Genomic DNA, 13,818 nt, shown 5'->3' on the forward strand with positions numbered 1-13,818 from the left:
TTGAGTCAAAACATCACAGAAGCTAATAGAGACAACATACGTAAGTTAATTCGACTCTACTCTTTAAAATATAAAGATTCTTTAAATAAGGAGCAGATCATTACTTGGGCAAATGAAGGTTTGAGGAAAGCAAATTCAAGTTTCAACCCGAATAAGGGGCTCAAATTCGAAACTTTTGCCGCAAGTTGCATTGAAAATGAAATCGCACTACAACTGCGTAAAGCTAATTTCTCCGATAATAACGGACATGTAGCAGATGCTACATCCCATCTTAGTATCAAAGAAGAACGCGACATCGCGAACGATTTGGAACGTATGATCAGTGATTTAGAATCGAAAGCTGCTTTGGCCTTTCATGGCGAACCTATGGATGATGAGACGAAAGAACTTATGAAAATATCACTTGAGAACTCTTTACGTCTAGCGAAGCAAATGGCAAAGCAGAAGTTCAGCCCTAACAAAAATAAATAAGGAGCGTGCTGGATGACGATTAAACGCTTAGTCAGTCAGCTGATCCGCAAGCACGGAACGAACAACCCCTTCACGATCGCAGCTCAGAAAAACATACTTGTTCTGTTCGAGCCCCTTGGCGGCATGATGGGCTACTTTAATACTTATAAACGTATACCAATGATTCACATTAATTCCGATCTGAATGAGACTGATCAGCGTTTCACATGTTCACATGAGCTTGGACATGCAATCCAGCATCCTAAGGTAAACACTCCGTTCCTGCGTCGGCACACATTGCAGTCCATTGATAAGATTGAACGAGAAGCTAACCAATTTGCGGTTGAACTCCTAATACTGGACAAGCTGTTATTGGAGGGTATGACGATCTATGAGGCCGCGGCAGCTTGTGGTGTTCCGGGAGAAGTTGCCTCCTTAAAGAAACCGCCACGAAAAGACTTCAGGAATGCTGAGTCACCATTAATAAATTTCTAACCTTACGTGCTTTCCAGCCTCAAGGCTGTTTACTGCGCGATTTAAATCGAACGTACGTTCCGAAATGTAGAGTATAAATTGAATTAGATTATTACTGAAAGGAGGTGTTGCTCAGCTTTTCCGTCCCCCAAGAGCGTCTACCCACGCAAAAGGATGGATATGGATGGAACTCCACAAAACGAAACATGACGAAGTGTACTACTATTATCTGAAAAACAGCGAGAAACGTTACATGTACCGACATAAGTATTACAACAATTTGGGAAAGCGGAAAGAGAAGAAAGAGAGTGCGTTTGTAACGGAGAAGGAAGCGCTCCAGGCGCTGATTGAAGTAAAAGCCGCGCTGCTGAACGGACAAGTAAAGCAAGTTGAGCATAGCCAGATGACCGTATCCCAATGGCTGGATATTTGGTATGAGACGTACAGCAACAGTTGGGAAGTCACGTCAAGAAAGCAGCGAGAAAATGCCATCAAGCACCAGATGAAGCCGCTTCTCGGCAAATACAAACTCAACTCTCTGGACAAGACGACGTATGTACGGGCGTACATCAATGTACTCAAGAAGAAATACAGCGACAGGACTGTAGCGTTATTTCATCGCTTATTTAAAATTGCGATTAATGCCGCCGTGGAGGATGAGATCATCCCCCGGAATCGTTTCCAAAAAGTCACCGTCGAGATCAACGACGAGTTGGAGAACGTTCTTACGGCACAGGAGTTGGATCTCTTTCTTCAAGCAGCCAAGCAGTATGAGAACATCACAAACTACACGCTCATCCTTTTACTTGCCTTTACCGGCCTTCGCAAAGGCGAAGCGCTTGGCTTGCGATGGCGGCATATTGACTTTGGCGAGAAAACTCTGACGGTTGAATGCACTCGCGACCGGCATGGGTGCAGAACGCCAAAGACAAAGAACAGCTATCGTACAATCCCGATTGATGAGGTGCTGGTTAATCAGTTGTCGACGTATCAGCGTTGGTGTGTAGAGACGAAATTTTCCTTCGGAATGAAAGTCGACAAGAAGGAAGACTTCATCTTCATTTCTTATCAGGATGGTACTCCGATCGCGGAGAACATGGCCTTCTATTCTTTCAAGCGCATACTCAAGATACTTGAAAAAGAAAAAACACCGATTAGAGAAATCAGCCCGCATGGTCTCCGCCATACACATGCAACCATTCTGATCAACCAAGGGATCCCAGTCAGGACGATCGCCGATCGGTTGGGCAATACGCCGGACATGATTCACAACGTGTACGCCCATTCGTTCAAGGAATACGAGCTGAAGGCGGTATCAGCTTTCAGTGGCAGTTTGACATTTGGTGGGGCAAGTGGGGCTGCAAGTGGGGCTAATTGACCGGGCAATGCCCGCCAGCCCTTATATACCGGGGATTTTTGTCGTCAACGAGTTCTACAGCCGTTAATAAACAACCCCTTAGGGACTTCCCTAAGGGGTTTCTTTGTTCATTGTGGGGCCGAAGCCTCTCAAGGACGCAAAGACGGCGGGGCCGTTCATGAACGGGTTGAGGCGCGTGAAACCTGCGAAAATACCCGAAAATGCAGGCTTTTACGCCGGGAAGAGCCATATTGGCAAAAAAGCCTGCGATTGTGCAGGCTGCCCGAGAAAGTCGCGCGCGCAGCTCCCAGCGCGCGGTGTTACGCTTCATGACGGCGGTCGGTCAACGCGACACTTTGTTTGGGCTCGGGGAACCAGAGTAGAGCCCACCGCAGCTTTTTCCCAACGTGTGCCCCTCCCGGTGCTGGCCGTGGAACTGCACAACTGGCAGGAGACAGCTTGGTTGGAGGAAAAACCTGCGAAAGTACAGGCTTTTCCTCCGGAATTGGCTTGTTTTAGCGAAAAACCTGCAAAAGTGCAGGAATTTTCGCTGAAAATGAGTCTGAGTCTATGTGTTCGGTGAAAAACCTGCACTTTTACAGGAATTGTTCGTAGCCAGCGATTAAGGCAGCAAATTCCTGTATTTTTGCAGGTTTTCTTCGTGCAGCCAGCCGGATGGGGGCTATAGCCTTTGACGCGAGGCTGGGCTCAGCCACCTTATGGGCGAGATTCCTGCGCAATCGCAGGCTGTTGAAACATCGCGGCGCAAATTCACGCACTTTCGGCTTTTGCAGGATTTCCGCGCGTCGGCTAGTGCCGGCGGTCTCCCTCCCAGCGCGCGGCGTTGCACTACATGACGGCGGTCGGTCGACCGCCTGCCATGAACGCCGTCGATCATTGCCGGCACAATCAGCCTGTGAACTGAGCCAAATAGTAGTTCTTTTTCCCGCGGCGAATAATAATGTACGAGCCGCCGAGCTTGCCAAGCTCGCTCGCCTTGGCTTCCAGCTGTGTGACCCGGACGCCGTTAACCGTCACCGCGCCGCTTTCGATATCCTGACGTGCCTGACGCTTCGACGGCGCAGCCTGCACCGCTACGAGCAGGTCGATCAGACCGATGTCTTCCTGATCCAGCGTCGTGGACGGCACGTCCTTGAACGCCTCTTCGATTTCCGCCCGCGACAGCTCCTGAATGTTGCCGCTGAACAGCGCAGCCGTAATGTTCAAGGAACTTTGCAGCGCCTCTTCCCCGTGTACCAGCTTCGTCACTTCGCTTGCCAGCACTTTTTGGGCCTCGCGTTTTTCCGGCTGCTGCTTCACGGCTTCTTCCAAACGGCCGATTTCCTCATGACTAATGAAAGTAAAATACTTCAGAAAACGCACGACGTCATTATCGTCGGTATTCACCCAGAACTGATAAAATTGGTAAGGTGACGTTTTGGCCGCATCGAGCCAGACGGCTCCGCCTTCCGTTTTGCCGAATTTTTGCCCGTCGCTTTTCGTAACCAGCGGCAAAGTCAGGCCGAAAGCGCGGTGATCGGTCGTTTTTCCGATAAGCTCCAGCCCTGCCGTAATGTTGCCCCATTGATCGCTGCCGCCGATTTGCAAAGAACAATTTTTCGTCTGGGCCAGCTTCAGGAAATCGTACGACTGCAAAATCATATAGCTGAATTCCGTAAAAGAAATCCCTTTGCTGATCCGGGAATCGACCGAATCTTTGGCCAGCATGTAATTGACCGTAAAATTTTTGCCGATGTCGCGAAGAAATTCAATCACATTCAGCGAACCGAGCCAATCGTAGTTGTTCACCAGCTCCGCGCTGTTGTCCAGCCCCTCCGAAAAATCCAAAAACCGCGAAAGCTGCGACTTGATGCTCTGCGACCATGCTTGTACCACTTCAGGACCGTTAAGCGTTCTTTCGTTCGCTTTGCCGCTCGGATCGCCGATCAATCCGGTGCCGCCGCCGACAAGCGCCAGCGGAATATGTCCCGCCTGCTGAAAGCGCCGCAAGGTCAAAATCGGAAGCAAGCTCCCGATATGCAGGCTGTCGGCCGTCGGATCGAAACCGCAGTACAAAACTACGCGCTCGGAGGAAAGCTTTTTATCTAAACCCTCCCGGTCCGTAACTTGCTGAAGCAATCCGCGAAACTCCAAATCCTGTAAAATATTCACTGCCATCCCTCTCCTTTGTCAAAATAAAAAAGCCTCGCCGTCCACAAAGGGACGAGAAGACTTCAACTCGCGGTACCACCCTGATTAAAACGGCTGATGCGTACTACTGCGTTAACCTGTACTAGCCATTTTCACTCACAGCCGATAACGGGGCTTCTCCGGCAAAAGCTACTTCCGGCGCACTCGCCGCAGATTCCCTTTTGCTGCTCCGGACCGTAATTCGCTAGCGTGCAGGTACCGATTCGCACCATCCATCGGCTCTCTGAAAGCATCCGCAAGCTGACTACTGCTGATCCATCTATGCATGTTGAATGTCGTATTCAACCCAATTTATAACACAAGCCTGCTGCGGTTGTCAAACCTCTCTGCCTCATTCATTTTACATCATTACCGAATAAGGCGCGATTATGGTATACTAGTAGCGTTCATGTTAGGAGGAAACTGGAACTTATGAGTAAATTTTTCACCAAACATCCCAGGTTAAGAACTACACTGAAAGTATGTTGGATAACTTTGAAGTGGACGATCATCACCGCCTTCCTGGCCGGATTATTGGGCGGATTTGCCGCATTCGGCTATGTCAGCGCGCTGGTCAAAAAAGATCCGGTACGCAGCGCGGATACGATCCGCCAGCAAATACAGGACAATGCCGTCACTGGCTTCGCCTACTTCAATGATGACGCGGTCATCGGGCAGCTGCGGACGGAGGAAGACAGGCGGCTCGCCACGCTTAACGACATTCCCCAAGTCGTGCTGGATGCGGTTCTAGCCATCGAGGATAAAGATTTTTACAATCATCGGGGCATCGATTTCCGCGGACTGTACCGCGCGGTTACCCAGAAGCTGCTGAATGAAGACGTACAGACGGGCGGCAGCACGATCACCCAACAGCTTGCCCGGCGCGTATTTTTGACGCTCGACCGGGACGACGGGCGCAAAGCCAGAGAGATTTTGCTGGCGCTGCGATTGGAACGCCTGATGTCGAAAGACGAAATTTTGCTCGCCTATTTAAATAAAATTCCTTACGGAAACGGCTATACCGGCTATAATCTGTACGGCATCAAAGCGGCGGCCAAAGGCTTGTTCAACATTGACGACCTCAACAAGCTGAACGTTGCCCAAGCGGCTTATCTGGCGGGACTTCCCCAGCTTCCTTCCCAGTACTCCGCTTATACGAGCAAGCCTGAATTCGATCCGGACGGATTCAAACGGGCTGTAACCCGTCAGCAATTAGTGCTCAAGCGAATGCTCGAGGAGCAAAAAATTACAAACGCTCAGTACCAGCAAGCTCTTAATTTCGATCTCAAATCAACGATGCCGCAACCGTCGCAAAAAGCGTACACGACATACCCTTATTTGATGATCGAAACCGAAAGAGAAGCTACCGAAATTTTGCTCAAGCTGCAAAAGCCCGACCTCGATCCCAAAAAAGATCAGGCCGCCTATAACGAAGCTTTCAAAGGCATGCAAGCGCAGCTGCTGCGCGGCGGCTACCAGATTTACACGACGATCGACAAGACCATCTACGATTCCATGCACGAAATTTCCGGCAACGACAAAAATTTCGCGCCGAAGGACAAAAGAGGCACGGAACAAGTTGGCGCCATCATGCTCGATAGCAAGACGGGCGCCATCAAAGGGATGATTGAAGGCCGCGACTTTTTCCAGGAGCAGCTGAATCATGCCACACAGGCGTTCCGGCAGCCCGGCTCCACCATGAAGCCGATCGCCGCATACATACCCGCCCTGGAGAGTGGCGCAATTCAACCGGCCAGCGTTATCGACGACGTGCCGATTATTCTCAAGGATGGCGTGAAAGGCTTCCATCTTCCGGAGAACTGGGATCACAAGTTCCACGGTTTGATGACGGCCCGGAGAGCTTTGAACCAATCGTACAACATTCCCGCCATCGATCTGTTCCTGAATAAGGTCGGCATCGACGAAGCCTGGGATTTTGCCAAAAAATTAGGCATTACTTCGCTGCAAAAAGAAGACTATTATGCGCAGACAGGCGTTATCGGCGGTTTAAGCCGCGGTACCTCGGTCAAAGAATTAACCGGCGCCTACGCTTCGGTTCCAAACAAAGGCGTATTTAATGAAACGTATATGATACGCGCAATCAAGGATTCCAACGGAAACACAATTTATGAACATAAGTCCGAGCCCGTAACCGCCTATTCCGAGCAGACGGCCTACCTGATTACCGATATGATGAAAACGGTCATTTCCCAAGGTACGGCGACGGATCTGATGAAAAAGTATAAATCGTACGGCAAAATCGAGATTTCCGGTAAAACCGGCTCGACGCAGGACGACGCCGACGCCTGGTTCATGGGCTTCACGCCGGACATTACGGTTGGCGTATGGATCGGCTACGATCAGCCGGTCAACAAATTGTCGGCGAAAACATTGCAGACCTACCATGCCAAAGATATTTGGGCGCTTATCATGAATAGTGCGATTGAGAAAAAACCGGAGCTCTTCCCGACCAAAACGTTCGAGAAGCCGAAAGGCATCGTCTCAGCAACTGTTTCCGACCTTTCCGGCAAGCTGCCTAGCGATCTGACCAGCAAAACCGGGCATCTGGTCACCGATATTTTCAATCAGAAATATGTGCCGTCAGAAACCGACGATGTTATGGTCAACGCGAGAATCAGCACTTACGACGGGCTTAACTACATTGCCCAGGAAAATACGCCGGCTGATTTCGTACAGGAAAAAACCGTAATCAAACGGCAAAAATCGATCAGCCAGCTGTTAAGAGAAGTTCAGGCCGCCATGAACAAGCTTCCTGAAAAAAGCAGGAAATCGATCGATAACTACAAGCCTGTCGATTACGATTCCGACGCGCCTTCCGAAGTCGACCCGCGCGTCGACGACGGCAAAGAACCGACCGCGCCGACCTCGGTTGTCGCCACCAAGTCCGGAGATACGGCTGTCATAACGTTCCAGGCCAGCCCTAATCCCGACCTTGTCGGTTATCGCATCTACCGTTCCGACAACCACGGCAAATTCCAGCTGCTCAGCGGAAAAGTCGTTATGGCAGGCGACGAGACGAAATTTGTAGACCAGGTTCCGGCCTCGGCTTTAATGGGCTATTACATCACCGCAGTCGATGTTGCCGGCAAGGAATCGCCGCCAAGCCGATCCGCCTACACGGATGGAAGCTCGCTGGATACGCTGTTCGTCCCTCCGACGGACGGCACCCAAATCCCCGGAAACCCCGGCGGCGAAACCGGCGGCGAGGGCAAGAACGGCGCTTCCCCTTCGCCGGGAGCGACAAGCGAGCCGGAAAGCTCGCCTAACGGCGGACAACAGGGCGGCAGCGCGAAAGACGTACCTTCCGCGCCGACAGGCTTGAAGGCCAAAGAGGACGCCAACGGTATCGTCATATCGTGGAAAGCCAACGCCGCCAAAGACAAAGTGAAGCAGTATATCGTCTACTACAGCGACAAAGAAAAAGGAACCTACACCAAGCTCGGTTCCGTGAAAGATGCTACCGAGTTTCACTACTTCGCCTCGTCGTACAACGGCTACTACAAAGTAGCCGCCGTCAACGAGGCAGGCGAATCCAAAGCGTCGGCTGCGATCGCTTATAACAATTAAAATGAAGAAAGACCCGGGAAAACCGGGTCTTTCTTCATTTTCAAGCGGGCGCGGCACGGGTCGCCGTGCTGCACGGAGGGCTGGCCGGGATGGGACGTTTGCCCGTATGGCACAGGCACGGGCCGCTAGGTTGCTCGGAGGGCTGCCGAGATGCGAGCTGACCCGCTAGCCCTTGCCGAGACGCTTGCTCTCTAACACAACAGCACGGCCGACAGGCTGCTCAGAGGCTGCCGAGATGTGGGCCGGCTGGTACCCCACGGGACGAGACGTTTGCTCTTCTGGCGCATCCACTGCAGTTACGCGCAGAAAGCCTGCAAATGTGCATCTTTTTGCTCCTTGTTACCCGTGCCGCGGGACTATTCCTGCAAATGTGCAGTTTTTTCGGCTGGAATTTGGGCTCGGCCCCATTTGGTCCAGGAAAGCCTGCAAAATTGCAGGCTTTTCCTCCAAACGGCCCGATACCGCCGAAAAAGCCTGTACTTTCGCAGGCTTTCCAGCGGCAGCCGGGCTGCTGACACGTGTCGAGACGCTTGCTCGTCTCGTTCCACTAGCAGTTGCGCGCAGAAAGCCTGCAAATGTGCATCTTTTTGCTCCTTGTTACCCGTGCCGGGGGACTATTCCTGCAAATGTGCAGTTTTTTCGGCTGAAATTTGGGCTCAGCCCCATTTGGCCTGGGAAAGCCTGCACATTTGCAGGCATTTCCTCCAAACGGCCCGATCCGGCCGAAAAAGCCTGCACTTTCGCAGGCTTTCCAGCGGCACCCAGGCTGCTGACTCGTGTCGAGACGCTTGTTCGTCTCGTTCCACTATCAGCAGGCTGCTTCACACACACATGGCTGCGCTCCCAACGACGCAGCCAATCCAATCAAAAAGCCCCTGTTCCACCGCTCGCTGCGGTGGAACAGGGGCTTTTCGCGATGATCAAGCTGAACCAACTAATCTTCGATTGTAGACAAATCGCCTGTCGGCAAGTTCAGCTCCCAAGCTTTTAACACGCGGCGCATAATTTTTCCGCTGCGGGTCTTCGGCAGCTTATCTTTAAATTCGATTTCACGGGGAGCCGCATGTGCGGACAGTCCTTCTTTTACGAATTTCGAAATGTCCGCTTTCAGCTCGTCGGATGGCGAGTAGCCTTCGCGCAGCGCGATGAACGCTTTAATGATTTCGCCGCGCATCGGGTCCGGCTTGCCGATTACGCCCGCTTCCGCTACCGCCGGATGCTCGACGAGCTTGCTTTCCACCTCGAATGGCCCTACGCGCTCGCCCGACGTGTTGATGACGTCATCGACGCGGCCCTGGAACCAGAAATAACCGTCCTCGTCCCGGTAAGCGGAATCGCCGGAAATGTACCAGCCGGCAATGCGGAAATATTCTTCGTATTTGGCCGGATTGTTCCAAATTTTGCGCATCATCGACGGCCAAGGCGTCTTGATGGCCAGATTGCCCATGCGATACGGCGGAAGCTCATTGCCCGCGTCATCCAGGATGGCAGCCTGAACGCCGGGGATGGGACGCCCCATCGATCCCGGTTTGATCGCCATGCTCGGATAGTTGCAAATGAGATGGCCGCCGGTCTCCGTCATCCACCATGTATCATGGATGCGCTGTCCGTATACTTTAAGTCCCCAGCGAACGACTTCCGGATTCAGCGGCTCGCCGACACTGAGAACATGGCGCAGCGACGACAGATCGAACTGCCCCACAACTTCGTCTCCCGCCCCCATCAGCATCCGGAAAGCGGTCGGAGCGCTGTACCATACGGTTACGCCGTACTTTTGAATCGTGTTGTACCAATCCTGCGGGCTGAACCGGCCGCCGCGGATCACATTGGTAGCCCCGTTCAACCATGGCGCGAAAATCCCGTAAGAAGTGCCGGTAACCCAGCCCGGGTCGGCCGTGCACCAGTACACGTCGTCTTCCTTCAAGTCAAGCACGATTTTACCTGTATAATAGTGCTGAATCATCGCGTTGTGAACATGAAACACGCCTTTCGGCTTTCCGGTAGATCCCGATGTATAATGAATGATGAGTCCGTCCTCGCGTTCGACCCATTCGATATCCAGCTCCATGGATGCGGTCGCCATTTGCGCGTAATAATCGACTTGGCCTTCGCCAAGCTCAACGTTCTCGCCGACGAGAATGACGTGCTTCAAATGAGGAAGCTGGCTCACCGGTACGCGAGACAACAAAGCCGGCGTCGTGACGATCGCCACTGCCGCGCTGTCTTCCAGCCGGTCCCTCACGGCGGTTTCCATAAAAGCCTCGAATAAAGGTCCGACAACCGCGCCTACTTTAATCGTGCCCAGCAAAGCGTAGTAAAGCTCGGGAGTCCGGGGCATGAAGATGAAAACCCGCTCACCCTTACCCACGCCCAAGCCGCGAAGCACGTTGCCGAACTGGTTTGATTTCGCTTTCATTTGCCCGAACGTAATCGCTTCTTCCCTTTGAGCGTCGCTGTAATACAAAGCGATTTTATCTTTCCTGGATGAATCCGCATGACGGTCGATCGCTTCGTAGGCCAAGTTCAGCTTTCCGGTTTCATGCCAAGAGAAGCTCTGCTCGATTTCCTTCCAGTCGAAAGCCTCATATGTCTGCTCGTAGCTGGTCATGTTGGGGTTCGTAGACACCGGTTCAATGAGTTCCGCTTTCATTTGCTCCATGATAAATAAAACCCTCCTCGCGCATCTTAAAACGCTTTCATTTAAATGAAATTTTCGCGCAAAATGTGATCAATTTTTGACTTATTCTATTATAACACAATGAAATTTTTTCGCCTACGCCAAATTGTTTGCGTTGCTGCTCTTTTATTCGGCCGGAAAGTCTGCTATAAGTTAACTATAACGACCTTCATCCGAAGAGAAATTTCACCATCATGCCGTTTTTTAAAAGGAGAGCCGAAGTTATGCAGCATATCAAACGGTATCACTCGCACAGCTTTCGCAACGCTCCGGATCAGCCCGAAATCGTCGTCGAAGGTCCCGTTTCACCGGGAAGCTTGCAGGAACTTGCGATGCATCCGAAGCTGGATGCGTTTCGCAGGCCGAAGGAACAACTTGAAGCGTTGATCGAAATCGCTCAATTGCCCGAAGGGCGGATTGTCCTCGCCCGGGACGGAACGACGATCGTCGGGTATGTGACCTTTCATTATCCGGATGAAATCGAGCGCTGGTCGGAAGGAAACATGCAGGATCTCATTGAGCTTGGCGCAATAGAAGTCGCGGACGATTACCGGTCTATGGGACTGGGTAAAAAACTGATCCGGCTAGCTTTTGAGGATGGCCAGCTTGAAAACGTCATATGCTTTACGACCGAATATTACTGGCATTGGGACCTCGAAAACAGCGGCCTGAGCGTTTGGGAGTATCGCCAAATGATGGAAAAATTGATGAAAAGCGTGGACATGATCTGGTTCGCCACCGACGATCCCGAAATTTGCTCGCATCCCGCCAACTGCCTTATGGTGCGCATCGGAAAGCAGGTTCCGCTTTCGTCCGTCGAGCAGTTTGACCGCATTCGCTTTCATCAGCGGTTCATGTATTAAATTTTGGACGCAAGCATGTGCCCAGGGGAGTAAACGATATGAAAAAGAACGACAAACGCCCCGTCTTTATTTATGATGACGGTGAGACCAAGTATAAATTCAACGATGAGCATCCTTTCAATCAAAATCGGCTGGTCATGACCGTAGACCTGCTGCGCAAGGCAGGCGCGCTTCCGGACAGCGCGCTGAAAGCTCCGCGGGCGGCAACGGACGACGAGCTGCTGCGGGTTCACGCTCCCGCTTACATCGAAGCCGTGAAAGCGCTTAGCTTGCCCGTGCCGGAGGAGCGCTGGGTCCGTGAAGCGGAACGCTTCGGACTCGACACCGACGACACGCCTTATTTTGCCGGGATGCACGACGTCACGGCAACGGTCGTAGGCGGCTCCATCGCCGCAGCGGAGCTGGTGATGTCCGGCGCGGCCCCGCACGCCCTGCACCTGGGCGGCGGGCTGCATCATGCGCTGCGCAGCAAGGGCGCCGGCTTCTGCGTATACAACGACGCGTCCGCGGCGATTGCGCATGTGAAAGAGACGTACGGCGCGAAGGTGCTGTACGTCGATACCGACGTGCATCATGGGGATGGCGTTCAGTGGGGCTTTTACGCCGATCCGCAGGTATGCACGCTGTCCATTCACGAGACGGGGAAATTTTTGTTCCCCGGCACGGGAGCCGTGGGCGAGCGCGGCGAGGGCGACGCGTTCGGCACGTCGCTGAACGTCCCGGTGGAGCCCTACACCGAGGACGAGTCGTGGCTGGAATGCTTCGGCGAGGTGCTGACCGAAGCCGTCGCCCGCTTCCGGCCGGACGTGATCGTCTCCCAGCATGGGTGCGACGCCCATGCTTTCGACCCGCTCGCGCATGTGCACTGCTCCATGCGCGTGTACAAAGCCATGCCCGAGCTGATCCACTCCCTTGCGCACCGTTGGTGCGAAGGGCGGTGGATTGCGCTCGGGGGCGGCGGGTACGACATCTGGCGCGTCGTACCGCGGGCCTGGAGCCTGCTCTGGCTCGAAATGAGCGAGCAGGCGCTGGCCGGGCAGCTGGATGCGGAGCCCCAGCTGCGGCTGCCCCAGGCGTGGCTCGACGCCTGGCAGGGCAAAAGCCCGGTCCAGCTGCCGCAGACGTGGCTGGACCCGGTGCAGGAGTGGCCGCCGATTCCGCGGCGCCGGGAGATTACCGAGCGCAACAGGCAGACGAAGGAGCTTGCCATGATGTACCTGAAATAGCGCATAGCCGCCTTGCAAGGAGTCCTATCTTTTCATTCACCGCCGGTCTAACCGTTTGCTCTAAGCCCCCCACCCGGGGACACGAAGCCAATTGACTTTTGTTGTTCCAATGCGGAAGGGAGCGCTGCAAGTCGGGCTTGGACCCTGTTTTTCATCGCAAATCGAGCGCCCCACGCAAAAAGACGCCTCATCCCCACTTGTTATCGTGGTTATGGAGGCGCCTTTTTTAATGTCCGGCCACTTGCTCTCGCCGATCTATTGCAGGTGTTTGACGATGTCTTCCACCATTTTGTGCGAGTTCTCGGATGCTTGGATCGTGAATTCGGCAAAGTTCACATGAGCGGAACCGTCGGCCTTGTCCGACATGGAGCGGATGACGACGTACGGAATGCCGTTCATCGAGCATACTTGCGCGACGGCCGCTCCCTCCATCTCCGTGCAGGTCCCTCCAAGCTCCCGGTGGAGCTGTGCGACCAGTTCCCGGCTCGCGACGAATTGATCGCCGGATAACACTTTTCCGAGCTTCACTCTGCCTGGAAACAGCCGCTCTCCCGAAGCGACGGCAAGTTCGACCAGCTTCGCGTCCGCTTCAAACAGCGATTTGGCTTCGTAAGGAATGACGCCTCTCGGGAAGCCTAACGCCGTCACATCCATATCGTGCTGCATGCACTCGCTGGAGATGACCAGGTCCCCGATGTTTAATTCAGGGTCCAGCGCTCCGGCAACGCCGGTAAAGATGACCGCTTCGACTCCAAAATGGTCGATAAGGATTTGCGTCGTTACCGCTGCGTTTACTTTGCCGACGCCCGAACGGCAGACGACAACCTGTTTCCCGAAATATTCGCCTTCGCGGAATGTAATGCCGGCTTTGACGGTTTCGCCGACATGCTCCATAGAGCCAAGCAGCAGTTCGATTTCTTCGTTCATGGCGCCGATCAGCGCGATTTTATTCCATGTCATGATCCGTTTTCCCCATCTCTGACCAAAATAGAA

The 13,818-nt window shown here is 53.1% G+C and carries 8 protein-coding genes, 1 pseudogene and 1 other annotated feature; of the genes and pseudogenes, 6 read left to right on the forward strand and 3 right to left on the reverse strand.

All coding sequences use genetic code 11. The features are described from left to right. Positions 1 to 264: 264 nt before the first annotated feature. The 3 genes and pseudogenes from AC3G2T_RS10345 to AC3G2T_RS10355 form a co-directional block, all read left to right on the forward strand. Positions 265 to 471 (forward strand): annotated as a pseudogene (locus AC3G2T_RS10345) (transcriptional regulator); the annotation flags it as partial. 12 nt (positions 472 to 483) lie between these two features. After that, on the forward strand, positions 484 to 945 hold the full coding sequence (locus tag AC3G2T_RS10350; protein ID WP_488435391.1) for an ImmA/IrrE family metallo-endopeptidase: 462 nt from the start codon (positions 484 to 486) through the stop codon (positions 943 to 945). Between the two features lie 163 nt (positions 946 to 1,108). Further along, positions 1,109 to 2,302 (forward strand): site-specific integrase, encoded by a 1,194-nt coding sequence (locus AC3G2T_RS10355; protein WP_488435392.1) that lies wholly within the window; start codon positions 1,109 to 1,111, stop codon positions 2,300 to 2,302. Positions 2,303 to 3,190: 888 nt separating this feature from the next. On the opposite strand, the gene tyrS is transcribed toward AC3G2T_RS10355, so the two are convergent. Beyond that, entirely contained in the window at positions 3,191 to 4,453 is a 1,263-nt protein-coding gene (tyrS, locus tag AC3G2T_RS10360) for a tyrosine--tRNA ligase (RefSeq protein WP_474684941.1), read from the reverse strand. Between the two features lie 44 nt (positions 4,454 to 4,497). Next, positions 4,498 to 4,763, reverse strand: a binding site (T-box leader). Positions 4,764 to 4,903: 140 nt separating this feature from the next. Here tyrS and AC3G2T_RS10365 point away from each other — a divergent pair. Beyond that, positions 4,904 to 8,059 carry a transglycosylase domain-containing protein gene (locus AC3G2T_RS10365; protein WP_488435393.1) on the forward strand — a complete coding sequence of 1,052 codons (3,156 nt, stop codon included), beginning with the start codon at positions 4,904 to 4,906 and terminating at the stop codon, positions 8,057 to 8,059. 934 nt (positions 8,060 to 8,993) lie between these two features. Here AC3G2T_RS10365 and acsA read toward each other — a convergent pair. Further along, positions 8,994 to 10,718, reverse strand: a complete 1,725-nt coding sequence (acsA, locus tag AC3G2T_RS10370) for an acetate--CoA ligase (protein ID WP_488435394.1) — start codon at positions 10,716 to 10,718, stop codon at positions 8,994 to 8,996. 242 nt (positions 10,719 to 10,960) lie between these two features. On the opposite strand from acsA, the gene AC3G2T_RS10375 reads away from it, so the two are divergent. Next, a complete protein-coding gene (locus AC3G2T_RS10375; RefSeq protein WP_474684938.1) occupies positions 10,961 to 11,599 on the forward strand; it encodes a GNAT family N-acetyltransferase in 639 nt (212 codons plus the stop codon). Between the two features lie 38 nt (positions 11,600 to 11,637). Continuing rightward, complete coding sequence (locus tag AC3G2T_RS10380; protein ID WP_488435395.1) at positions 11,638 to 12,825, forward strand: acetoin utilization protein AcuC; 1,188 nt, start codon at positions 11,638 to 11,640, stop codon at positions 12,823 to 12,825. Positions 12,826 to 13,080: 255 nt separating this feature from the next. Here the strand turns inward: AC3G2T_RS10380 and AC3G2T_RS10385 are convergent, their stop codons facing one another. Continuing rightward, positions 13,081 to 13,785 carry a 5'-methylthioadenosine/adenosylhomocysteine nucleosidase gene (locus AC3G2T_RS10385; protein ID WP_488435396.1) on the reverse strand — a complete coding sequence of 235 codons (705 nt, stop codon included), beginning with the start codon at positions 13,783 to 13,785 and terminating at the stop codon, positions 13,081 to 13,083. Between the last annotated feature and the right edge of the window lie 33 nt (positions 13,786 to 13,818).

This window comes from Paenibacillus sp. sgz302191, from assembly GCF_057749925.1.

Coding starts and splice junctions, on each gene's coding strand:
- AC3G2T_RS10350 (WP_488435391.1), top strand. CDS start 484: ATGACGATTAAACGCTTAGTCAGTCAGCTGATCCGCAAGCACGGAACG.
- AC3G2T_RS10365 (WP_488435393.1), top strand. CDS start 4,904: ATGAGTAAATTTTTCACCAAACATCCCAGGTTAAGAACTACACTGAAA.
- AC3G2T_RS10375 (WP_474684938.1), top strand. CDS start 10,961: ATGCAGCATATCAAACGGTATCACTCGCACAGCTTTCGCAACGCTCCG.
- AC3G2T_RS10385 (WP_488435396.1), bottom strand. CDS start 13,785: ATGACATGGAATAAAATCGCGCTGATCGGCGCCATGAACGAAGAAATC.
- AC3G2T_RS10355 (WP_488435392.1), top strand. CDS start 1,109: ATGGAACTCCACAAAACGAAACATGACGAAGTGTACTACTATTATCTG.
- AC3G2T_RS10380 (WP_488435395.1), top strand. CDS start 11,638: ATGAAAAAGAACGACAAACGCCCCGTCTTTATTTATGATGACGGTGAG.
- acsA (WP_488435394.1), bottom strand. CDS start 10,718: ATGGAGCAAATGAAAGCGGAACTCATTGAACCGGTGTCTACGAACCCC.